The following is a 22,736-nucleotide window of genomic DNA, read 5'->3' as shown; positions in this document are numbered from 1 at the left end:
TTGTGAGAAAGAGACACATCGACGATGTTCATTGATGACCCCGAGGTCACCGCCGCCGAGGCAGTGATCGACAACGGCTCCTTCGGCAAGCGCGTGATCCGCTTCGAGACCGGCCGCCTGGCCAAGCAGGCCGCAGGCTCCGCCATGGCCTACCTCGACGGCGAGACCGCCATCCTGTCGGCCACCACCGTCGGCAAGCACCCCAAGGACCAGTTCGACTTCTTCCCGCTGACCGTCGACGTCGAGGAGCGCCAGTACGCCGCCGGCCGCATCCCCGGCTCCTTCTTCCGCCGCGAGGGCCGCGCCGGCACCTCCGCCATCCTGGCCTGCCGCCTCATCGACCGCCCCCTGCGCCCCTCCTTCGTCAAGGGCCTGCGCAACGAGGTCCAGGTCGTCGAGACGGTCCTGGCGATCCACCCCGACGACGCCTACGACGTCCTGGCGATCAACGCCGCCTCCATGTCGACCCAGATCGCGGGCCTGCCCTTCGCCGGCCCCGTGGCCGGCACCCGCCTGGCCCTCATCGACGGCCAGTGGGTGGCCTTCCCCCGCTGGTCCGAGCTCGAGCGCGCCACCTTCAACATGGTCGTGGCCGGCCGTGTCCTGGAGGACGGCGACGTCGCCATCATGATGGTCGAGGCCGGCGGCACCGAGAACATGATGGAGCTCATCGCCGCTGGCGCCACCGCCCCCACCGAGGCCGTCGTCGCCGAGGCCCTGGAGGCCGCCAAGCCGCACATCAAGGCCCTGTGCGAGGCCCAGATGGAGGTCGCCAAGCACGCCTCCAAGCCCACCGCCGAGTTCCCCCTCTACCTGGACTACTCCGACGAGCAGTACGACGCCGTCGAGAAGGCCGCCCAGGCCCACGACCTCGCCACCGCGATCGCCACCGAGGGCAAGCACGCCCGCGACGAGGCCATCGACGCCGTCCGCGACCAGGTCCTGGCCGACCTCGCCGAGGCCTTCCCGGCCGAGGAGGACGCCAAGGCCCTCAAGGCCGCCTTCAAGTCCGTCACCAAGAAGGTCGTGCGCCACCGCACCCTCACCGAGGGCATCCGCATGGACGGCCGCGGCCTGAAGGACATCCGCACCCTGGGCGCCGAGGTCGAGGTCCTGCCCCGCGTCCACGGCTCGGCGATCTTCGAGCGCGGCGAGACCCAGATCATGGGCGTGACCACTCTCAACATGCTGCGCATGGAGCAGCAGATCGACGACCTCTCTCCGATCACGCACAAGCGCTACATGCACCAGTACGTCTTCCCGCCCTTCTCCACCGGTGAGACCGGCCGCGTCGGCGCCCCCAAGCGCCGCGAGATCGGGCACGGCGCCCTGGCCGAGCGCGCCCTCGTGCCCGTCCTGCCCAGCCGGGACGACTTCCCCTACGCCATCCGCCAGGTCTCCGAGGCCCTGGGCTCCAACGGCTCGACCTCCATGGGCTCCGTGTGCGCCTCGACCCTGTCGATGTCCCAGGCCGGCGTGCCGCTGCGCGATCGCGTGGCCGGCATCGCCATGGGCCTCATGCACGAGGTGATCGACGGCGAGACCAAGTGGGCCACCCTCACCGACATCCTCGGCAGCGAGGACGCCTTCGGCGACATGGACTTCAAGGTCGCCGGCACGCGTGACTTCATCACGGCGCTCCAGCTGGACACCAAGCTCGACGGCCTGCCCTCCGAGGTGCTCGCCGGCGCGCTCGGCCAGGCCCGCGACGCCCGCTTCCACATCCTCAACCTCATCGACGAGGCCCTGGGCGACGAGCCCTTCGAGATGGCCCCCACCGCCCCGCGCGTGCTGACCGTCAAGATCCCCGTCGACAAGATCGGCGAGGTCATCGGCCCCAAGGGCAAGATGATCAACCAGATCCAGGAGGACACCGGCGCGGACCTGACGGTCGAGGACGACGGCACGATCTACATCGGCGCCACCGACGGCCCGTCCGCCGAGGCCGCCCGCGAGGCCGTCAACGCCATCGCCAACCCGCAGATGCCCGAGATCGGCGAGCGCTTCATCGGCACGGTCGTCAAGACCACGACCTTCGGCGCCTTCGTGTCCCTGTCCCCGGGCAAGGACGGCCTGCTGCACATCTCGCAGATCCGCCGTCTCGTCGGCGGCAAGCGCGTGGAGAACGTCGAGGACGTCCTCCAGGTGGGCGACAAGGTCCAGGTCGAGCTCGCCGAGATCGACCCGCGCGGCAAGCTCAGCCTGCACGCCGTCCTCACCGAGGAGCAGCAGGCCGCCGAGGACGAGGCCCGCGCCAACCGCGGCGAGCGCTCTGAGGGTGGCGAGCGCCGTGAGCGCCGTCCCCGCCGCGCCCGCGCCGCCTCCGAGTCCGAGGGCGAGTCCGGTGAGGCCGAGGGCACGGAGCGCCGTGAGCGCCGCCCGCGCCGTCGTCGCACCCGCACCGTCGAGGCCTCCGAGGACTGATCCTCGGGTGATTCCCGCGGCTCGTGGGAGCCGCGCCTGACGGGACTCGCGCAGGTGGAGCATCACGCTCCGCCTGCGCGAGATTCGTCTCCCGGGGCGGTTAGGCTGCGCGGGTGACTGAGACGAGCACGAGCACGCATCCCGGCGCCGACTACTCCGAGGTGGAGCTCATCCGCGGGAGCGCGGGAGTCCCCGGCACCGAGCTGTCCCTGACCGACGACGGCGCCCGACTGCGCCGCTCCATCCTGCCCGGGGGAGTGCGGGTCATCACCGAGCAGGTCCCCGGGCTGCGCTCGGCGGCCCTGGGCATGTGGCTCGGGGTGGGCTCGCGCGACGAGGCCCCCGGCCAGGAGGGCTCCACGCACTTCCTGGAGCATCTCTTGTTCAAGGGCACGCCCACCCGCGACGCCCGCGGCATCGCCGAGGCCTTCGACATGATCGGTGGGGAGTCCAACGCCGCCACCGCCAAGGAGCACACCTCCTACTACGCGCGCGTCCAGGGCAAGGACTCCCTCACCGCCCTCGACATCCTCGCGGACATGGTCACCTCCTCCCTCCTCGACCCCGCCGAGGTGGAGACCGAGCGCACCGTCATCGTCTCCGAGCTCGCCGACGCCGCCGATGATCCTCAAGATGTCGCGCAGGAGGCCTTCGCCCGCGCCGCCTTCGGCGACGGCACACCGCTGGGCCGACCCATCGGCGGCACCCCCGCCACCGTCACCGCCGTGCCGCGCGACGCCGTCTGGGAGCACTACCGGCGCACCTACGCCTCCGACACGCTCGTCGTTGCCGCGGCGGGCGCCGTCGACCACGACGAGATCTGTGAGCGCGTTGCCGCCGACCTCGCCGCCGCCGGCTGGGACGCCTCCGCCGACGCCGTGCCGCGCCCCCGCCGCTTCGAGACCGAGCCGATCGTCGCCCTCGACGTCCACGACGTCACCATCGAGCGCGACAGCGAGCAGAGCCACCTCTACCTCACCTGCCAGGGCATCCCCGTGCGCGACGAGCGCCGCTGGGCGATGAGCGTGCTCACCACGATCCTCGGCGGGGGAATGTCCTCGCGTCTGTTCCAGGAGGTGCGCGAGAAGCGCGGCCTGGCCTACACGACCTACGCCTTCGACGCCGCCTACGCGGGCTCGGGCGCCTTCGGCATGTACGCGGGCTGCGCGCCCGGGCACGCGACGGAGGTCGCCGCCGTCATGGTCGGGGAGTTCGAGCGATTGGCCGCCGACGGCATCACCGAGCGCGAGCTCACCCGCGCCCGCGCCCAGCTGCGCGGCTCCATGGTGCTCGGCGGCGAGGACTCCCTGGCCCGCATGGGCCGCCTCGGCCGCGGCGAGGTCTCCACGGCCCGCCTGCGCTCCATGGACGAGAACCTGCGCCTCCTGGAGTCCGTCACCGCTGAGGACGTGCGGGAGCTGGCCGCCTGGCTGGCCGCCCAGAAGCGCGCCCGCGTCCTCGTCGGCCCCGCCGCCTGAGGCCCAGCCCGCGGTCGCGCGCCGCGGCTCGGCGGGCTGGCTCGTAGACTGACGGCATGACGATTCGTGTTGCTGTTGTGGGCGCCGCCGGGCGCATGGGATCAACCGTCTGCCAGGCCGTTGAGGACGCCGAGGGGCTCGAGCTCGTCGCCCGCCTCGACGTCGGCGACCCCATCGACGCCGAGCACCTCGCCGGGGCGCGGGTCGCCGTCGACTTCACCGTCCCCGACGTCACCGAGGCCAACGTCCACGCCCTCATCGACGCCGGGCTCGACGTCGTCGTCGGCACCACCGGCTGGACCGAAGAGTCCTACGGCCGCGTCCGCGAGCACCTCGCCCGCCCCGAGGCCGCCGGGCGCAGCGTCCTCATCGCCCCCAACTTCGCCCTGTCCGCCGTGCTGTCCATGCGCTTCGCCGCCCTGGCCGCCCGCTACTTCGAGTCCGCCGAGGTCATCGAGCTCCACCACCCGAACAAGGTCGACGCCCCCTCAGGCACCGCCACCGCCACCGCCAAGGGCATCGCCGCCGCCCGCGCCGAGGCCGGGATCGGCCCCTCGCCCGATGCCACCCAGACCGACCCCGACGGCGCCCGCGGCGCGGTCATCGACGGCGTCCACGTCCACGCCGTGCGCCTGCGCGGACTGACCGCCCACGAGGAGGTCGTCCTGGGCAACCCCGGCGAGCAGCTCACCATCCGCACCGACTGCTTCGACCGCGCCTCCTTCATGCCCGGCGTCGTCCTGGCCGCGCGCGAGGTCGGCAGCCGCGAGGGCCTCACCATCGGCCTGGAGAACCTCCTCGACCTCTGAGCGCGTAAGACGCGTCGAAAATGGCGAGGTTTGAGGATTGCTCGCGCCCAGGTGGGCGTTGACCGTCCGAGTCGCCGTGAGCGCAAGGCTCTGACCAGCGACAATGCATGACGTGGCATCGCGTCAGAAAAAGGAATCCTCAAACCTGGCCATTCTGCATGGCTGCGGGAGGGAAGCGCCGGAGCAGCGCGCCAGCTACGACGTCGAGAGCCGAGAGTGGCTCAACCTCCCCACCTACTACGCCGAGCACTGAGCGCCGCGGATGAGGGCGCGCTCGCGGAGATCATGCTCTGGCTGGGTGACTTCCTCGAACTCCGCTAGATGCTGATGGGTGTGAAGCGTCGTCGACGCGACGTGCGCTCACGGTGCGGATGTCAAGGAGCTTCGTCGTGACTGTGGGTGTGAATGCGTCACACCCCGAAGGTCGCCCTCAGCGCCTCCAGCACCGCCGTCATCGACTCCGGATGAGCCGCGCCGAGCCGCTGAGCGCGGCGGCGCTCGAGGTCGAGCGTCCGCACCTGCTCCACGCACGCCACCCCGCGCACCCCGCCGTCGTCCTCATGGGGCTCCAGAGGAATATGGAGGGGGTAGCCATTGACCCGGGTGGAGATCGGCACCACCGCCGTCAATGACGAGCGCAGATTGAAGTCGTCCGCGCTCGCCACCAGCGCCGGGCGCCGGTTCATCGGCTCGTGGCCCACCGTCGGATCGAAAGATACCTCGATGAGGTCGCCCTGGCGCCAGATCACTCGACGACCTCCGCACCCACATCAGCGCCCCAATCCAGCTCGCCCGGCTGCGCACCCTCGTAGTCCGCGAAGAGCTCTGCCGCGCTCACCCTGCGCGGGGCTCGCCAGCGCCGACGCGCCGGGGCCACCGTCAATCGGGAGGCCCCGTCCATCCCGATCTCCACGCGGTCGCCCACCTCCAAGCCCGCCTCGCGCAGCACCGCGCGGGGGATCATGATCCCCTGACTGTTGCCCCACCGGGCGATCTTCGTGGTCGTCGGCGCCATGCCCAGCCTCCTCACTCGTTATACCAAGGGTATAACTTCGAGGAGTGCGTGGCCAGGTTTGAGGATTGCTCGCGCCCAGGAGGGCGCTGAGCGTCCGAGTCGCCGTGAGCGCAAGGCTCTGACCAGCGACAATGCATGACGTGGCATCGCGTCAGAAAAAGGAATCCTCAAAGCTGGCCACTTTCGCCCCGGCCGGGCCCGGCTCAGAGGGCGGCGGCCCAGCAGTCCTCGACGACGCCGTCGCCGATCGGCAGCTCGCGCCGCATCCCCGTGGGCGCCATCCCCACAGCCGTGAGCAGCCGGGACATCGACTCGTCCCCGCGCACCGCCCACACGCTCACCGCGCTCGCCCCATCCTCGCGCGCCAGATCGACCGCTGCCGCCATGAGCCGCGAGCCGTGGCCGAGCCGCTGGTGCTCCGGCGCGACCCCGATCGCGGTCACCTCCACCGCGCGGGATCCCTCCACCGGCTGCCCGGAATCGTCGAGGCCCTGCGTCGGGGCCAGGCCCAGCAGACCCACCACCAGCGCTCCCTGCGTGGCCACGAGCACGTGGTGGTGCGGGCTCGGCGGCGCGGTCACCGGCTCCTCCCAGCCCGCCGCCACCACGGGCGCCGCGATCATCGCCCGCACACCGGCAGGCAGCCCCGCGCCTTCATGGGCGCTGGCATGACCTGCCTCCATCGAGGCCAGCATCGTCGCCGCGTGGACCCGCCCGATGAGCGGCAGATCCGACTCCCGCGCCGGGCGCACGAAGCCCGGCTCCGGGGCCGTGGGGCCGCCGCTCAGCCCGGAGGCGGGATCGGCGTCGAAGACCGACGGCGCGGAATGCTGCTCGCTGCTCTCACTCATGCGCGCGAGCCTATCGGCTGAGGCAGTCCCCTCCGGCCAGCCCTGTGACTAGGGTGGTGCCGAGCGGTGCGACGGCGGCGGCGCGAGGAACGGGCGCCAACCCCGAGCGCCCCCGCGCTGAAGGAGGAAGCGAATGATCCACACCATCGCCTGCATCGGGGTCGGCCGCATGGGCGGCGGCATCGCGAGGAACCTCGCCCGCAGCGGCCGCTTCGAGGTGCGCGTGGTCGGCCGCAGCAAGGCGCCGGTCGAGGCCTGCGTCGAGGCCGGGGCCAGCGCCGCCGCCAGTATGAGCGACGCGCTCGACGGCGCCGACCTCGTCATCACCTGCCTGCCCATGCCCGATACGGTCCTTGATATCCACGAGGCCAACCGCGGCCTTTCGCCCGCCGGATCGATCTGGATGGACGCCTCCACTGTCGACCCCACCACCGCCCGGGCCCTCGCCGACGGCGCCCAGGCCTCCGGCCGCCGCTTTGTCGCCTGCCCGCTGGGCAAGGGCCCGGCCCAGGCGGAGGCCGGCGAGCTGCCGCTCTTCGTGGGCGGGGACGAGAGCGCCCTGGAGGAGCTGGCCGGCGTCTTCGAGATCATCGGCGCCGCAGTCCACCGCATGGGATCGGTGGAAAGCGCCACCGCCTTCAAACTGGTCTCCAACCTCATCGGCATGACGACGGTCGCCCTCGTGGCCGAGGGCTATGAGCTGTGCCGCGCCAGCGGCGTCGAGCCCGCCGTCTTCCTGGATGCCCTCAAGGACACCGGCGGCTGGTCCTACCAGGCGGACCTGCGCCTGCCGTGGATGATCGACGGCGACCTCGACAACCGCTTCGGCGTCGACCTGGCGCTGAAGGACCTGCGCCTGGCCGTCGAGGCCGCCGCCCGCCTGGGCGTGCCCACCCCCGTCGGCGCGGCCGGGCTCATGCAGCTGGCCGCCGCCCACGCCCAGGGATACGGGGACCTCGACGTGGCCGCCATCGACAGGGTCGTCGCCCCGGGGGAGTAGCCGTGCCGCCTGAGACGCCCTGTCCTCGGCGCGTGATCGCCGTTACCCTCGGGGCATGACCCAGAGCACCCTGCCCTCCCGCTCCTTCGGCTCAGTGGGCGTCGCCATGATCACGCCCTTCACCCCCGAGGGCGAGATCGACGTTCCCGCCGCCCAGTCCCTGGCCGTCTCCCTCGTCGACGACGGCGCCGACCTCATCCTCCTGGCCGGGACCACCGGCGAGGCCCCCACCACCCACCTGCCCGAGAAGCAGACCCTCCTGCGGGAGGTCAAGGACGCCCTCGCCGGGCGCGCCATGCTCATCGCCGGCGCCGGCTCCAACGACACCGCCCACGCCGTGCGCATCGGGGTCGGCAGCCAGGCCGCGGGCGCCGAGGGCCTGCTCATCAACGCCCCCTACTACAACCGACCCAGCCAGGAGGGCGTCTACCAGCACATCATGGCGGTCGTCGAGGCCACGGACCTGCCCGTCATGATCTACGACATCCCCGGCCGCACCGGCGTGCGCATCACCGATGACACCCTGGCGCGCCTGGCCGAGCACCCCCGCGTGCTCGCCGTCAAGGACGCCACCGGCGACGTCGAGCAGGGCTTCCGCCGCATGGAGGTCACCGGCCTGGAGTACTACTCGGGCGACGACGGCCTCAACTTCGCCTGGCTCGCCCACGGCGCCTCCGGCGTCATCAGCGTCGTCGCCCACGCGGACGCCCACTCCTGGCGCGAGATGATCACCGAGGTGGACGAGGGCGACCTCGCCGGGGCCCGCGCCGTCGCCCAGCGCATGCGCCCGCTCGTCGGCGCCATCATGGGCGGGGGACAGGGGGCCGTCATGGCCAAGGAGGCCCTTTTCCTCCAGGGGCGCATCCCCAGCGCCGCCCTGCGCCTGCCCCTCGTGCGCGCCTCCGCCGAGGAGGTCGCCGCCCTGCGCGAGGCCCTCGCCGCCTCCGGGCTGCTCTAGGCGCGCCGTCACCATCCGCACCGCGACCACCACCATCGCCACCACAAGGGAGATCCTCATGACCGCCGCACCATCGACCCCGGAGATCCCCACCACCACCCTCAACAACGGCGTCGTCATGCCGATGATCGGCTACGGCGTCTTCCTCACCCCGCCCGAGGAGACCGAGCGGGCCGTGCGCGAGGCGATCGAGGTCGGCTACCGCTCGATCGACACCGCCCAGGCCTACCGCAACGAGGAGGGCGTGGGCGCCGCCGTCGTCGGCTGCGGCGTGCCCCGCGAGGAGCTGTTCCTGACGACGAAGATCTGGTTCTCCAACGCGGGCGAGGCCACTGCCGCGCGCTCCATCGACGCCTCCCTGCGGCGCCTGGGCACCGACTACGTCGACCTCCTCCTCGTCCACCAGCCCTTCGGCGACTACTACGGCACCTACCGCGCCATGGAGGCCGCCCTCCAGGCCGGCAGGGCCCGCGCCATCGGCGTGTCCAACTTCTTCCCGGACCGCTTCGTCGACCTCGCCGAGAACGTCGACGTCGCCCCGGCCGTCAACCAGATGGAGACCCACGTCTTCAACCAGCAGGTGGCCTCCCGACCCTGGTACTCGAAGTACGGCACCGCCCTGGAGTCGTGGGGGCCGCTCGCCCAGGGGCGCAAGGGGATCTTCACCCACCCGGTGCTCACCGCCATCGGTCAGGCGCATGGCAAGACCGCCGCTCAGGTGGCCCTGCGCTACCTGCTCCAGCGCGACGTCATCATCATCCCGAAGTCCGTCCACCGCGATCGCATGATCGCCAACCTGGACGTCCTCGACGTCGTCCTCACCGAGGAGGAGATGGCCGCCATCGCCGCCCTGGACGAGGCCACGCCGCTCACCGCGAACCACTACGACCCCGAGTTCGCCCTGGGACTCATGGAGCGCTACGCCCTCCCCAAGGACTGAGAGCCCCCGCGGGAGGTCGCGGACGGCCCGCGCGCCGGGGCGCCCTCACTGATCGGCCTGGTCCCCCTGGCTGCCCTGGTTCCCTTGGCCGCCCTGGCCTCCCTCGCCGCCCCGGGCGGCCATGATCTGATCGCGCACCGCGCGGCGCAGCACCTTGCCGATCATGGAGCGGGGGAGCTCGGACAGGATCGCGACCTCGCGGGGGAGGGCGTAGTGGGAGAGCGTCCGCTCGGCCCAGGCCCGCACCTGCTCCAGGGTGACGGTCTGCCCCTCATGGGGGACGATCGCCGCCACCACGCGCTCGTCGCCGGTGCGGCTGGGCACGCCCACCACGGCGACGTCGGCGATCTGGGGCATGGAGCGCACCGCCGCCTCCACCTCGGTGGGGTAGATGTTGAAGCCGCCGGAGATGATGAGCTCCTTGCGGCGGTCGGCGATGACGTAGAAGCCGTCCTCCTCCTGGCGCACGAGGTCCCCGGTGCGCAGCCAGCCGCCGGGCAGCATGACCGCCGCCGTCTCCTCGGGGTCGTGCCAGTACCCGGCGAAGACCTGGGGGCCGCGCGCCACGAGCTCGCCGACCTCGCCGGGCCCCACCTCGGTCTCCGGGTTGTCCGGGTCGACGAGGCGCACCTCGGTGGAGGGGTAGGGGACGCCCAGCGCCCCGGCCCGCCGCTCGGGGGAGATCGGGTTGCCAAGGATGATGGGGGAGGTCTCGGTCATGCCGTAGCCCTCGATGATGACCCCGCCGGTGGCCTCCTCCCAGGCCTGTGCCACCGCCTTGGGGTTGGCCGCGGCCCCGCACACCGCTACCGAGCAGCTCGACAGGTCCGCGCCCGTGGCCCGCGCCCGGGTGAGGATGCGGTCGAACATGACCGGCACGCCGGGGAAGAACGTGGCTGGCCGCCGCTTCCAGGCGGTCAGCACCATATCCGCGCTGAACTTGGGCAGGACCACCTGGGTTGCCGCCAGCCCGACGGCGCACAGCAGGTTGAGGGACAGCCCGAAGGCGTGGAAGAAGGGCAGGACCGCGTAGAAGGTCTCGCGGCCGGGCGCGCAGACCTGCGAGGCCCACTCCAGGCTCATCTCGGCGTTGGAGCGCAGGTTGGCGTGGGTGAGCCGAACGGCCTTGGGCGTGCCGGTGGTGCCGCCGGTGTACAGGAGCACGGCGACGTCGTCGACGCCGGGAAGCGGGTGCCCCTCGGGCAGCAGGGGGGAGGCGGCCACGAAGTCGTCCCAGGACCGCACGCCCGCGGGCACTTGCCCCCGTAGCTCGTGGCGCTGGGAGCGGGCGGCTGCCACCGGCAGCTTGAGGGCGAGGCGGCTGGTCAGGGGCAGGCGGCGGGAGAGGTCGACGCTGAAGACCTGGCGGTCGTCCAGGGAGGCCTCGGCCAGGGAGCCGGTGGCCGCCACGAGCCGGGCGATCGTCTTCTCCCAGGCGATGATGACGCCGCCCTGGTGGATCTCGATCTGCTCGCGGATCTGGGCGGCCGGGGCCAGCGGGTTGTGCTCGGCGACGATCGCGCCGATCCGCCAGGCCGCGTAGGCGAGGATGACGTGCTGGGGGCAGTTGGGCAGGATGAGGCCGACGACGTCGCCGGGCTTCACCCCCAGGCCCCGCAGGGCCCCCGCGGCGCGGGCCACCTGGCGGGCCAGGCGCTCGTAGGTGGTGGTGGCGCCCAGGAAATCGAGGGCGACCCGCTCCGGGTAGTCGCGGGCGGCGTCGTCGAGCATCCGGGACAGCGGCTCGGTGATGGCCGGGATCGTCGCGGACACGCCCGGCGCGTAGTGCGGTCGACTGGTCTGGCCGGGCTGCTCAGCGCCCTCGGGCATCGGCGCGGTGGGGCCAGCAGGGGTGGCGGAGGGGCCGCCCTGGTCCTGATCCACTCGTCCTCCTCGCGTTGGTCGGCGCCGCCGGGCGCGGCGCGCGTTCCTACGCAACCGTAACCTACGGTGCCGTAAGCCCGCTTGGCAGAGGCCCCGCCGATACGACGCGCAGGCGGCGGGTGGGGCGGGTCATCGCCACGTAGAGGTCGCCGGGGCTGGCCTGGCCGATGACGCCCGGCTCCACGAGCACGACGACGTCGAACTCCAGGCCCTTCGACATCACCGGCCCCATGACCGCCAGGCGCGCCCGCAGCACGTCCCCGCCCGGGGCCTCCATCGCGGCGGCCAGCGCGGCATCGGCCCCGAGCCAGGCGGCGCAGGCCCCAGGATCGGGCGCGATGACGGCGATCCGGCCCCCCTCGGGCCCCACCGCCTCATCGAGCTCCGCCATCTCCTCGCGCACCGCCGCCAGGAGCGCCTCCTCGAGGGCGGGGCCCGCCGCCGGACCGCCCGCGGGGCGCCGCGCGCCCACGCGGTCCACCCGCAGGCAGTCCGGCAGGTCGCGCACCGAGGACACGGGGTAGACCGGCGGGTGCCCGAGCGAGGTCACCGCCGCGTCAGCCGCGCCCATGACGGTGGCCGGGGTGCGGTAGCACACGGTGAGGACCTCCTCGCGCAGCGGCGTCGAGCCGCCCTGCGAGCCGCGTCGCCCGCGCCTCCCGTGCTTCCTGTGTTTCCCGTGCCGCCCGCGGCCGCGCTGGTCCCGCGACTCTCGGGTACCTGCCCCGCCCTCCGCCGCCGGGTGAGTGCCCAGGGCCCGCAGGGCCTGCCCCCAGCTCGACGGCGCCGTCGGGCCCGAGTACTGCGCCAGATCGCCCACCACCGTGAAGGAGCGCACCGGGCAGCGCCGCGCCAGCGCCCGCCACGCCATCGCCCCCAGCTCCTGCGCCTCGTCGACGACGACGTGCCCGTAGGTCCAGCTCCTATCCGCCCGGGCCCGCTCGGCCAGCGTGAGGGAGGGGCCGTGGTCCGCCACCCGGTCGGCCAGCATCTCCGCCGTCACGATCCCGCCGCCCAGATCCTGGGACTCGATCGCCTCGGCGGCGTAGGCCACGAGCTCCTCGCGGCGGCGCGCCTCCAGCCTGGCCCGCTGCGCCTGGGCGTCATCACTGGGGCCCAGGAGCTCGGCCAGCTCGTCGATGAGGGGGATGTCCGCGGGCGTGAGCTCGGAGCCGGGGGAGCGGCGCAGGGCCTCGCGCTCGGCGCCGGTGAGCTCGGGGGCCAGGCGCTCCAGCAGGGCCGGGCGCGACCACAGGCGCTCCAGGAGGCCCTGCGGCGTCGTCGGCATCCAGCACAGGTTGATCTCCCGGCGCGCGTCGCGCGAGGTGCGGATATCCTCGCGGATCCACGCGCGCGTCTCCGGATCCGAGGCGTCCTGGCGGGTGGCCGCGGCGAACTGGTCCGTGAGGCGCTCCAGCAGCCACAGGACGAAGGGCTCGCGGGCGAGGTTGTGCGGCTTGCCCCCGCGCCGCGCCCTGGCCATCGCCTCGCGCGCATCATCGGGCCGCAGCGCCAGCTCCGTGCCCTCCACCACGATCGGCCGGGGAGCGTCCGGCACCCGCTGGAGGTCCTTGACCGCCCGGGCCAGGACCCGCGCCCACAGCGCCCGGCCCTTGATCTCCGCGATCGAGGCGGCCTCGGTGCCGCGCGCCCGGATCCCCGGGACCAGGTCGCTGATCGTCGTGGCGACCACGCCGGTCTCGCCCAGGGAGGGGAGCACCTGCTCCACATAGCGCAGGAAGGTCCGCGAGGGGCCCACGAGCAGGACCCCGGATCGCTCCAGGCGCTCGCGCTCGGCGTAGAAGAGGTAGGCGACCCGGTGCAGCGCGACCGCCGTCTTGCCCGTGCCCGGCCCGCCCTGCACCACCAGGACGCCCTTGCCATCGGCGGTGACGATGCGGTCCTGCTCGGCCTGGATCGTCGCGACGATATCCCCCATGCGGCCGTCGCGGGCCGCCGACATCGCCGCCATGAGCGCGCCCTCGCCCTGCAGCCCCTCAGCCGCCAGCCGCGCCCCCTGGCCGTCGGCGGCCGAGGCGTCGGCGTCGTCGAGAGCCGAGACGTCGATGAGCTCGTCCTCCACCCCCAGGACACGCCGGGCGCGGGTGTCGATATGGCGGCGGCGCACCAGTCCCATCGGGTCCGAGGCGGTCGCCTGGTAGAACGCCCTGGCCAGGGGCGCGCGCCAGTCAAGGACCACCTCGCGGCGCCGCGCGTCATGCAGACCGATCCTGCCCACGTAGTGCCGGGCGGGCCCGCCGACGGCGCCGCCGCCGGCAGCGCCCGCAGCATCATCCGGGGCCTCGGGGAGTGAGCCGCGGGAGGCAGTCCCGGCCTGGCCGTCCCCCTCAGGGGCGGGGGCGTCGGCGCCCATGTCCATCCGCCCGAAGACCAAGCGCTCCTCGACGCCCTCCAGGGTGGAGACGAGGCCGGAGTAGTGGACGGCGTAGGCGTCGCGCTCGCCCCGGGACTGGTGCGTCCCCGAGGCCCCGCGCGCCTCCGTGCGCGCCAGCGCGGACCTGGCCTCGGCGAGCTGGCGGTCCAACTCCCCATAGGCCGCGTCCACCACCCGCTGCTCGGCGGCGATCTCGCGCTCGCGCGCGGCCTCCTGCGGGCCCTGCGCGGCGGGAGGCGCCTCGGGGGTGGGACCGGGCGCAACCTGGGGGGACCGGCTCGACGTGCTCACGGGGCCTCGCTGAGATCAATGACGGATATGACGGGCCGCCAGGCGGCCCCGCGCGCCACCGGGCTCTCCCGGGCGCGGCCGCGCTGCGGTGGCTCGCGGGCGTCCGATGCCCCGCAGCACAGGGCGGTCCATTATTCTCCTCGTAAGGGGTATCGTGGCGCAGCCCGGGCGACGCCCACCGCGAACACGCCCACCACCTGCGCCTCACGATGCTCCCCGATGAGAAGCAGGCGCGAGCCGGGTCTGCCGGGAGCACTCGGGAACACTCTGGGGCGGCGATGCGTTGGCCCATGAGGCGCCCCCACCGGGGATGGGGGCAGATGGGGGACCCGGCCCCGGCTCCGCCCGAGCCACCGGACAACCAGCACGACAACCGCGATGACGATCACGAGAGGAGACCAGGGATGATCCAACCGCCGCTCTACACCTTCGCCAGCCTGACGCGCCCTATCGCCCCGCGCGTCCTCCTCCACTACTTCGACGGCGCCATGGACGCGGGCCACGCCGGCGCGCTCGCGGTCGAGCAGCTGCTCCTGGCACTCCAGCACGAGCGCCTGGCCACCTTCGATGTCGACGGGATCATCGACTACCGTGCCCGCCGGCCCGTCGCGCGCTTCGAGTCCCGCCAGTTCACGAACGTGGAGATGCCCAGCCTCGTCCTGGACCTCCTCACCGATGACGACGGCGCCCAGCTCCTGCTCCTCCACGGCTCCGAGCCGGACTACCGGTGGCAGGAGGTGGCCGGGGCCATCACGCACCTTGCCGTCTCCCTGGGCGCCAGCCAGGCCATCAGCCTCCACGGGCTGCCCCTGGCTGTCCCCCACACCCGCCCCACCTTCGTCCACCAGCACGGCAGCCGCCTCGACCTCCTCCCCGAGCAGCCCGACTTCTTCGGCACCGTGGAGATCCCGAGCACCTTCGCCACCTACATGGAGGTGCGCCTGGGCGAGGCCGGCCTCGACTCGCGCGGGCTGGCCGCGGGCATCCCGCACTACGTCGCCCGCGACGACTACCCGGCCGGCGCCTCCGCGCTCCTGGCCGCCGTGGCCGACGCCACCGGGCTCGCGCTGCCCCTGGGGGACCTGGAGGCCGCCGCCAACCTCAACCGCCTCGAGATCGACGCCGAGGCCTCCCAGCAGCCCGAGGTGACGGCGATCGTCAACGCCCTGGAGGCGCAGTACGACGCCCTGGCCCCGAGCAAGGACGAGGAGGGGATCGGCGAGCTCGCCTCCCTGCTCGACCTGCCCAGCGCCGATGAGATCGGCGCGCGCCTCGAGGCCTTCCTCGAGACGAAGGACCCCGGCACCCAGCAGCCCTGACCCGCGCTGGGGAAGAGGGTTCGGCGGGAACCCGGGGGAGGGGCGCTCCATCGTCGAGGCCCGGCCCCGCCGTGCCAGGGCGGGCTCAGCGCTCGCGAGGCGCCAGCGCGTCCGCGCCCCAGGTGCGCACCGGCAGCGGCAGGCGCCGCACCGCCCGCTCTACCGCCTCCTCCTGCGCCGGGCTGAAGGGCTCGCGGCGGGCAACGATGACGAGGTTGCCCTGCCGCTTGCCCCGGGCCACCGCCGGATCGGCCACCACGATGACCCCGCCGAAGACGCGGGCCACCGCTCGCAACTCGCTATGGGCCTGGCCGCGCGGCATCGCCGGGGTGTTCGCCAGGAAGAGCCCGCCATCGGCCAGCGCGGGGAGACACCCTCTCAGGAAGGCCTCATCCCGGCAGGCCTCGGGCACCCGCCCAGCGGCGAAGACGTCGCGCACGATGACATCCCACTCACCGGCGCGCAGCCCGGGCACCACCTGTGCGGCATCGCCCACGCGGATTCGCAGCCGCGGGGATCGCGGGAGATCGAACCACTGGCGCACGCTGCCCGCCAGGGCCTCATCGATCTCCACCGCCGTCTGCGTCGAGCCCGGCCGGGTGGCATCCCAGGCGCGCGCCAGCGCGCAGCCCGCCCCGCCCAGGTGCAGGGCGTGGACCGGAGAGCCGGGCCCATCGGCCGAGCCGACCTCCCCGGTGTGGGTGAGCGCGGCGAGGGCGGCGTCCATCTGCTGCTGGTACTCGAAGTCCAGATGCGCCGGATCGCGCAGGTCGATCCAGGACGACTCCGTCCCATCGAGGAGGAGCAGCACACCCGACTCCCGGACCTGCAGCTCGGCCACGCCCAGGGACGTGGGCACCGGGCCCACGGGGAGGCCCGCCAGCGAGCGCGCGCCGTCGGCCGCCGCGCCCCCGCGCCGTCGGCCGTCCCCCTTGCTCCTCTTGCGTGCCACAGGAGCACGTTAGCCTGAGCCCGTCACTGCCACTGATCGGATCAGCGGGGCGCCCAAGCGGGCGCCAGCGGGGGAGGAGCGCGTATGAGCAGGGCCCCGCGCGCCGCCAGCGCCCGCCGCGACTGGGGGGACGACGACTCGGCCACCCCCATCCTCCACGTCGACATGGACGCCTTCTTCGCCTCCGTCGAGCTCCTCGACCACCCCGAGCTCGCCGGCCGCCCCGTCATCGTGGGTGGCACCGAGGGGCGCGGGGTCGTCTCCGCCGCCACCTACGAGGCGCGCGCCTACGGGGTGGCCTCCGCGATGTCCATGGCCGAGGCGATGCGCCGATGCCCGCAGGCCGTCGTCCTGCCCGTGCGCCACCGCCACTACAGCGAGGTCTCGCGGGCCGTCATGGGCATCCTGGGGGAGGTCACCCCCGTGCTGGAGAAGGTCAGTGTCGACGAGGCCTTCCTCGACGTCGCCGGCGCGCGCCGCCGCATGGGCAGCCCCGCCGCCATCGGCGGCTGGATCCGCCGCGAGATCCGCGGCCGCCTGGGACTGCCGGCCTCCGTGGGCATCGCGTCGACCAAATTCGTCGCCAAGCTCGCCTCCTCCCACGCCAAGCCCGATGGGCTCCTCCTCATCCCCGCCACCGCCACCCAGGACTTCCTCGACCTCCTGCCCGTGGGCGCCATGTGGGGAGTGGGCGCCAAGAGCGAGGCCGCCCTCGCCCGCTGGGGCATCACGGACGTGCGCGCGCTGGCCGCCGCCGACACGCGCACCCTCACCCGGATCCTCGGGCCCTCCGCCGCCCACCACCTGTCCGCCCTGTCCCACGGGATCGACCCGCGCCCCGTCAGCCCCGGCCGCGAGGAGAAGTCCGTGGGCACGGAGTCCACCTTCTTCGACCTCGTGCGCGACCGCGACCACGCCCGCCGCGTCCTGCTCGACCAGTGCCACCAGTGCGCGGCGCGCCTGAGGGCGGGGGAGCTGCGGGCGCGCGTCGTCGTCCTCAAGGCCCGGGGCGCCGACTTCACCACCGTCACCCGCTCGCGCACCCTTGCCGATCCCACGGACCTCGCCCGCGACGTGTGGCAGACCGTCGAGTCGCTCTTCGAGGCCCTGCCCACCCCGCCGGGCGGGTACCGGCTCCTCGGCGTGCGATGCGAGGGCCTGAGCCGCGGCGACGACGGCGTCCAGTTGCTCCTCGACGACGACCCGCGCCGCGGGGCCCCCGAGCGTGCCGCCGACGAGGTCCGGCGCCGATGGGGAGCGGGAGCCGTGGCCCCCGCCAGTCTTCTGCGCCCGCCGGTTAGCGGTCGGTGAACCAGAGCAAGTAGACTCGGAGGCGAATCCCTGGGCTCGGCATATCGTCATGAGCAACCGACTCGGGGCTTCAGGCCGGGCTCCGAGAGCCGGTCCCGGCCATGCCCCGCTCCCATTGCCCCAGGGCTGCGAGGCGCAGTGGCGAACAGGAAGCGAGGGACCGGCATGTCGCTCTCGGAGCGCGAGCAGCGGGTGCTGCGAGACCTCGAGCGCCAGCTCCATGAGGAGGACCCCGACCTCGCGGAGACCATCCAGCATCCCGAGCGCCATCTCGCGCGCGTCTCCCCGAGGAACATCGGCTGGGGAATCGCCCTGGTGCTCATCGGGCTGGTCGTCGTTGTCTCCGGCGTCGTGCTGGGCCACGGCAACGGCCTCGTCTCAGTCATCGTCGGCGTGGCGGGCTTCGGGCTCGCCGTCGCCGGTGTCGCGCTCATGGTGCGCCGCCCCCCACTGCTCAAGGACTCGCAGTCCGGCCGCGGCTCGTCCCGGGCGGGCCGCTCCAGCTTCATGGAGCGCCAGTCCGAGCGCTGGGAGCGCCGCCAGGACGACGAGCGCTGACGACGAGCGCTGAGGCGCCGTCCCCGGCTCCCCTCCACTTCCCTCCCCGCATCTCTCCCCAACCCCCTCCTCCACTTCCCTCCACGGGAGCGCTGACGCTCCCTCCTTCACGCCGTCGAGACCCCTGGACGGGCGCTCCCCACCCCCGTTCCACCCCGATCCACACCCCATACCCGCACGCCGGGCCCGCCACCACTCATGGTGGCGGGCCCGGCGCCGTTGTTTCCCCCACTTCCCTCCACCGCGTGAAACCGCGGAATCTCGCGGTTCTTCCATCGAGGGTTGGCGGATATCCATCACAAGTGGATGTCAAGGTGGTTGGAAAGGGAGGGAAGTGGAGTAGGGTGGAGTCCATTGGATCGTCGAGGGGAAGGAGTGGACCCGATGTTCCTGGGCACCCACGCCCCCCGCCTCGACGACAAGGGCCGCCTCATCCTCCCGGCGAAGTTCCGGGAGGAACTGGCGGGGGGCATCGTCCTGACCCGAGGCCAGGAGCACTGCCTCTACGCCTTCACCACCGCGGAGTTCGAGCGCATGTACGCCCAGCTCCGCGAGGCGCCCCTGGCGCAGAAGCAGGCGCGCGACTACGTCCGCGTCATGCTCTCCGGCGCCGACTCCCAGATCCCCGACAAGCAGGGCCGCATCACACTGCCCGCCCCGCTGCGCGCCTACGCCGGCCTGGATCGCGACCTGGCCGTCATCGGCGCCGGGTCGCGCGTCGAGATCTGGGACGCCACCGCCTGGGAGAACTACCTGAGCGCCCAGGAGCAGGTCTTCGCCGACACCGCCGAGGAGATCATCCCCGGCTTCTTCTAACCGATCGGCCCAGCCGGATCGCCCCGTGAGGTCTCCGCCCGCCGCCGCATCCGACGCCTCTTCCCCGGCGCCGGAACCTGCGGGAGGAGTCCTGGCAGGACGATCAGCGGCCGACCGGCCCGGCGCCCGAGGCGCCGCCCCAGCACCACAGCACAACAGGAAGGAGGAGCACCGATGAGCGCATCCACCACCGGCGCGGCGCCCGCGTCGCAGCGGCACACCCCGGTGCTCCTCGCCCGCTGCCTCGACCTCATGGCCCCCGCCATCGAGGAGGCCGCCGCCAGCGGCGCCACCCCCGTGCTCATCGACTGCACCCTCGGCATGGGCGGCCACAGCGAGGGCGCCCTGGAGCGCTTCGAGACCCTGCGCGTCATCGGCATCGACCGCGACCCCCAGGCCATCGCCCTGGCCAGCGAGCGCCTCGCTCCCTTCGGCGAGCGCTTCACCGCCGTGCGGGCCACCTACGACGCCGTCGAGGACGTGGCGCGCGAGCACGCCCTGGTTGCTGAGGAGGGCGTGGGCGTCGTCGACGCCGTCCTCATGGACCTCGGGGTCTCCTCCCTCCAGCTCGACGACGCCGAGCGCGGCTTCTCCTACGCCCGCCCGGCGCCGCTCGACATGCGCATGGACCAGGACTCGGGCCCGACGGCCGCCGAGATCCTCGCCATCGCCGACGCCGCCGAGCTCACCCGCATCCTGCGCGTCTACGGCGAGGAGCGCTTCGCCCCCCGCATCGCCCAGGCGATCGTTGCCCGGCGCGAGGCCGGCGCGCCGCTGGCGCGCACCGACGAGCTCGCCGAGCTGGTGCGCGACGCGATCCCCGCCGCCGCGCGCCGCACCGGAGGGCACCCGGCCAAGCGCGCCTTCCAGGCGCTGCGGATCGCCGTCAACGCCGAGCTCGACGTCCTCGAGCGCGCCGTGCCCCGGGCCCTCAACTCCCTGAGGGTCGGCGGGCGCCTCGTCGTCGAGTCCTACCAGAGCCTGGAGGACCGGATCGTCAAGCAGACGATCACCGCCGGCTCCACCAGCAGGGCCCCCCAGGGCCTTCCCATCATCCCGGAGGAGGACCGCCCCTACCTGGAGCCCCTCACCCGGGGCGCCGAGCGGGCCGATGAGGCCGAGCTCGCCGCCAACCCCCGCAGCGCCCCCGTGCGCCTGCGGGCCGTCACCCGAACCCGCCCCGCCTCCCTTGCACCGGCCCCTGAACCGGCACACCGCCGCAGAGCACAGACCGATCGAGGAAGGAGGAGCCGATGAGCGCCGCAACCGTCGCCACGGCACGACCCACCAGCCCCACCACGAGGACCTGGGAGGGGAGCCGCCGCGCCGCCCGCCCCCAGGCCGGCGCCCAGGAGGCCTCGCGCTCCCAGCGCCAGCTGCGAGTGGTGCGGGGCATCGCGCCCGGCCGCTCCACCATCCCCTTCGTCCTGCTCATCGCCGCGATCCTCGTCGGAGCGCTGGCGACCACCATGGTCCTCAACGCCAAGATGGCCGCCACCGCCTACGACCTCCAGAAGGCCTCCGCCGAGCTCGACGTCGTCCAGGACCACGTGGAGACGGTGCGCGGCCAGGTGAACGACGCCGCGGCGCCCGACGCCCTGGCCAAGCGCGCCAGCGAGCTCGGCATGGTGCCCGCCGCCGCACCCGGCGTCGTCGACCTGCGCAGCGGCACCGTCACCGGCGGCAGCGCCGCGGGCGCGACCGGCGCGGCCGGGAGCGGGGGGAGCTCCGGCACTGCTGGTGCTTCCGGCAGCACCGGCGCGAGTGGGCAGTAACCGCCGATGAACCCGAGCCGACGTCGCGCCCTGCAGCTCCTCGGCCTGACCGGCTTGACCGCAGCGGCGGGCAAGACCGCCTGGCTCCAGGTGGTCCAGGGCCCGGACCTCGCGGAGAAGGCCCGCGCCGAGCGCACTCTGACATGGACTAACGTTGCCCTGCGGGGGAACATCTGCGGCCGCGATGGCACCATCCTGGCCACCTCCTCGGTGAGCTTCGACATCGGTGTCAACCAGGTGCTCGTCGCCCAGTGGGAGGACAAGGTCGAGCAGGACAACCCCACCACCGGCCTGCCCGAGACCGTCGTCGTCGGCCACGGCCCCGCGGCCGCCGCCGACAAGCTCGCCCCCATCCTCGGGGTCGACGCCGCCGAGCTCGGGGCGAAGATGGTGGGGGAGTCCACCTACTCCGTCATCGCCGAGGCCGTCCCCCCGGACACCTGGCGCCAGATCAAGGCCCTGGGCATCCGCGGCGTCGAGCCCGACCAGCGTGTGCGCCGCACCTACCCGGCGGGGCACGTCGCGGGCAACGTCGTCGGCCTGACCGCCGAGGGCGACGGCCGCGTCCTGGAGGGCACGGCCGGGATCGAGATCACGCAGAACGAGCCGCTCACCGGCACCAACGGATCAGGCTCGATGGAGGTGGGCCGCACCGGCACGCAGATCCCCTCGGGGAAGGTGGAGGAGACCGCCTCGACCCCCGGCGCCACCGTCACCCTCACCCTCGACCCCGACCTCCAGGTCCTCGCGCAGCAGGCCATCGACGAGGTGGTCACCGCGCAGGGCGCCGAATGGGGCTGCTGCGTCGTCATGGAGCCGGCCACCGGCAAGGTCCTCGTCATGGCCGACAGCCGCACCGTCGACCCCGGCGACCCCACCGCCTCCGCCGAGGGCGACCGCGGCGCCCGCTGCGTCGAGGCCGTCTTCGAGCCCGGCAGCGTCGGCAAGGTCGTCACCTTCGCCGCCGCCCTGGAGGAGGGCGCGGTCACGCCCGAGGACACCTGGACCGTCCCCTACTCCTGGACCTCCGCCAACGGCCAGAGCTTCGTCGACTCCCACCCCCACGGCGTCGAGCAGCTGACGACGGCGCAGGTCCTTGCCGAGTCCTCGAACGTCGGCACCGTCCAGATCGGGGAGAAGGTCGCCGACGACGTCCGCTACACCTACATGGAGCGCTTCGGCTGGGGCGCCCCCAGCGGGATCGAGCTGCCGGGGGAGTCCGCCGGACTGCTCACGCCCCCCTCCGAGTGGGACGACCGCACACGCTACACCACCATGTTCGGCCAGGGCATCGCCGGGACCACGCTCCAGTCGGCGCAGGTCCTGGCCACCATCGCCAACAAGGGCGTGCGTGTGGCGCCCCGCGTCATCGACTCCTGGACCGCGGCGGACGGCACCGTCACCCAGCAGGCCCAGCCCGAGGGGGTGCGCGTCGTCTCCGACGCCACCGCCGCGACCCTCACCGACATGCTCGTCGGCGTCACCCAGGAGGGCGGCACCGCCGAGGAGGCCTCGATCGACGGCTACCTCGTGGCAGGCAAGACCGGCACCACGGAGATCATCTCCGAGGACGCCACCGTCGCCTCCTTCGTCGGCTTCACCCCCGCCCACGCCCCGGCCATCGCCGCCGCCGTCATCGTCAACAAGCCCTCGGGCATCTACGGCGGCGTCGTCGCCGCCCCCGTCTTCCGCACCGTCGCCCTGGCCACGCTGCACAAGCTGGGCATCGCCCCGGACCCCTCGGTCATCGCGACCGCGAAGGCCCACCAGGGCGCCCAGGCCACCACATCCGACCAGCAGGGCGGGGCGAGCCCGACCCCGGGGCAGGGCTGAGTGGTGGCGGCGGCCCTCACGGCGGCGACGGCGCGAGCCGCGGCGCGGACGATGGGGCTCGCGACTGGGCGCCCCGGCTCGCAGGCCCCGACTCGCCCGCTCCTTCCCAGATCGGGGGAGATTCTGC

At 73.3% G+C, this 22,736-nt stretch carries 20 protein-coding genes; 14 read left to right on the top strand and 6 right to left on the bottom strand.

The features are described 5' to 3' along the window. Positions 1 to 24: 24 nt before the first annotated feature. From A1QA_RS0100475 to A1QA_RS15660, 4 genes are all read left to right on the top strand, one after another. On the top strand, positions 25 to 2,424 hold the full coding sequence (locus A1QA_RS0100475; protein WP_017176973.1) for a polyribonucleotide nucleotidyltransferase: 2,400 nt from the start codon (positions 25 to 27) through the stop codon (positions 2,422 to 2,424). 113 nt (positions 2,425 to 2,537) lie between these two features. Beyond that, positions 2,538 to 3,902, top strand: coding sequence for a M16 family metallopeptidase (locus tag A1QA_RS0100470; RefSeq protein ID WP_017176972.1), 1,365 nt, complete (start codon positions 2,538 to 2,540; stop codon positions 3,900 to 3,902). Positions 3,903 to 3,958: 56 nt separating this feature from the next. Next, positions 3,959 to 4,711: a 4-hydroxy-tetrahydrodipicolinate reductase gene (gene dapB, locus A1QA_RS0100465; RefSeq protein ID WP_026048554.1), complete on the top strand. Its 753-nt coding sequence runs from the start codon at positions 3,959 to 3,961 to the stop codon at positions 4,709 to 4,711. A gap of 112 nt (positions 4,712 to 4,823) precedes the next feature. Next, a complete protein-coding gene (locus tag A1QA_RS15660) occupies positions 4,824 to 4,964 on the top strand; it encodes a hypothetical protein (RefSeq protein ID WP_154652179.1) in 141 nt (46 codons plus the stop codon). Between the two features lie 157 nt (positions 4,965 to 5,121). Here A1QA_RS15660 and A1QA_RS0100455 read toward each other — a convergent pair whose 3' ends face one another. The 3 genes from A1QA_RS0100455 to A1QA_RS0100445 form a co-directional block, all read right to left on the bottom strand. Further along, a complete protein-coding gene (locus tag A1QA_RS0100455) occupies positions 5,122 to 5,460 on the bottom strand; it encodes a type II toxin-antitoxin system PemK/MazF family toxin (protein ID WP_017176969.1) in 339 nt (112 codons plus the stop codon). Continuing rightward, the gene (locus A1QA_RS12875) at positions 5,457 to 5,726 is read right to left on the bottom strand and encodes an AbrB/MazE/SpoVT family DNA-binding domain-containing protein (RefSeq protein ID WP_017176968.1); all 270 of its coding nucleotides are present in this window, start codon (positions 5,724 to 5,726) and stop codon (positions 5,457 to 5,459) included. The genes A1QA_RS0100455 and A1QA_RS12875 overlap by 4 nt, the downstream gene beginning before the upstream one ends. Before the next feature lie 203 nt (positions 5,727 to 5,929). After that, complete coding sequence (locus tag A1QA_RS0100445; RefSeq protein WP_017176967.1) at positions 5,930 to 6,577, bottom strand: GNAT family N-acetyltransferase; 648 nt, start codon at positions 6,575 to 6,577, stop codon at positions 5,930 to 5,932. Between the two features lie 133 nt (positions 6,578 to 6,710). Between A1QA_RS0100445 and A1QA_RS0100440 the strand changes: the two genes are divergently transcribed. The 3 genes from A1QA_RS0100440 to A1QA_RS0100430 are packed head-to-tail and all read left to right on the top strand — an operon-like array spanning position 6,711 to position 9,475. After that, positions 6,711 to 7,577, top strand: a complete 867-nt coding sequence (locus A1QA_RS0100440; protein WP_017176966.1) for an NAD(P)-dependent oxidoreductase — start codon at positions 6,711 to 6,713, stop codon at positions 7,575 to 7,577. Positions 7,578 to 7,632: 55 nt separating this feature from the next. Then, complete coding sequence (gene dapA, locus A1QA_RS0100435; RefSeq protein WP_017176965.1) at positions 7,633 to 8,535, top strand: 4-hydroxy-tetrahydrodipicolinate synthase; 903 nt, start codon at positions 7,633 to 7,635, stop codon at positions 8,533 to 8,535. A 58-nt stretch (positions 8,536 to 8,593) separates the two neighbouring features. Beyond that, positions 8,594 to 9,475: an aldo/keto reductase gene (locus tag A1QA_RS0100430; RefSeq protein WP_017176964.1), complete on the top strand. Its 882-nt coding sequence runs from the start codon at positions 8,594 to 8,596 to the stop codon at positions 9,473 to 9,475. A gap of 45 nt (positions 9,476 to 9,520) precedes the next feature. Here A1QA_RS0100430 and A1QA_RS12870 read toward each other — a convergent pair whose 3' ends face one another. Both A1QA_RS12870 and A1QA_RS0100420 read right to left on the bottom strand, forming a co-directional pair. Beyond that, positions 9,521 to 11,305, bottom strand: a complete 1,785-nt coding sequence (locus A1QA_RS12870) for an AMP-binding protein (RefSeq protein ID WP_082181141.1) — start codon at positions 11,303 to 11,305, stop codon at positions 9,521 to 9,523. A 115-nt stretch (positions 11,306 to 11,420) separates the two neighbouring features. Continuing rightward, on the bottom strand, positions 11,421 to 14,045 hold the full coding sequence (locus tag A1QA_RS0100420; protein WP_017176962.1) for a HelD family protein: 2,625 nt from the start codon (positions 14,043 to 14,045) through the stop codon (positions 11,421 to 11,423). A gap of 404 nt (positions 14,046 to 14,449) precedes the next feature. Between A1QA_RS0100420 and A1QA_RS0100415 the strand changes: the two genes are divergently transcribed. After that, a complete protein-coding gene (locus A1QA_RS0100415) occupies positions 14,450 to 15,364 on the top strand; it encodes a PAC2 family protein (protein WP_017176961.1) in 915 nt (304 codons plus the stop codon). An 85-nt stretch (positions 15,365 to 15,449) separates the two neighbouring features. On the opposite strand, the gene A1QA_RS0100410 is transcribed toward A1QA_RS0100415, so the two are convergent. Then, positions 15,450 to 16,316, bottom strand: a complete 867-nt coding sequence (locus A1QA_RS0100410) for a spermidine synthase (protein ID WP_017176960.1) — start codon at positions 16,314 to 16,316, stop codon at positions 15,450 to 15,452. An 84-nt stretch (positions 16,317 to 16,400) separates the two neighbouring features. Here A1QA_RS0100410 and dinB point away from each other — a divergent pair, with 84 nt between their 5' ends. The 6 genes from dinB to A1QA_RS0100380 all read left to right on the top strand — a co-directional run bounded on the left by dinB (position 16,401) and on the right by A1QA_RS0100380 (position 22,609). Then, entirely contained in the window at positions 16,401 to 17,627 is a 1,227-nt protein-coding gene (dinB, locus tag A1QA_RS0100405) for a DNA polymerase IV (protein ID WP_017176959.1), read from the top strand. 165 nt (positions 17,628 to 17,792) lie between these two features. Further along, a complete protein-coding gene (locus A1QA_RS0100400; RefSeq protein ID WP_017176958.1) occupies positions 17,793 to 18,185 on the top strand; it encodes a DUF3040 domain-containing protein in 393 nt (130 codons plus the stop codon). A gap of 384 nt (positions 18,186 to 18,569) precedes the next feature. After that, complete coding sequence (gene mraZ / locus A1QA_RS0100395; protein ID WP_017176957.1) at positions 18,570 to 19,001, top strand: division/cell wall cluster transcriptional repressor MraZ; 432 nt, start codon at positions 18,570 to 18,572, stop codon at positions 18,999 to 19,001. A 174-nt stretch (positions 19,002 to 19,175) separates the two neighbouring features. Then, on the top strand, positions 19,176 to 20,258 hold the full coding sequence (gene rsmH / locus A1QA_RS0100390) for a 16S rRNA (cytosine(1402)-N(4))-methyltransferase RsmH (RefSeq protein ID WP_017176956.1): 1,083 nt from the start codon (positions 19,176 to 19,178) through the stop codon (positions 20,256 to 20,258). Continuing rightward, a complete protein-coding gene (gene ftsL, locus A1QA_RS0100385; RefSeq protein ID WP_017176955.1) occupies positions 20,255 to 20,776 on the top strand; it encodes a cell division protein FtsL in 522 nt (173 codons plus the stop codon). The genes rsmH and ftsL overlap by 4 nt, the downstream gene beginning before the upstream one ends. 6 nt (positions 20,777 to 20,782) lie before the next feature. Continuing rightward, positions 20,783 to 22,609, top strand: coding sequence for a peptidoglycan D,D-transpeptidase FtsI family protein (locus A1QA_RS0100380; protein WP_017176954.1), 1,827 nt, complete (start codon positions 20,783 to 20,785; stop codon positions 22,607 to 22,609). The last annotated feature ends 127 nt before the right edge of the window (positions 22,610 to 22,736 follow it).

The sequence above is a fragment of the Actinomyces timonensis DSM 23838 genome, from assembly GCF_000295095.1.
GTDB classification, from domain to species: domain Bacteria; phylum Actinomycetota; class Actinomycetes; order Actinomycetales; family Actinomycetaceae; genus Actinomyces; species Actinomyces timonensis.
The sequence above is the reverse complement of the archived record's forward strand: the minus strand, read 5'-3'. Positions and strand labels throughout refer to the sequence as shown.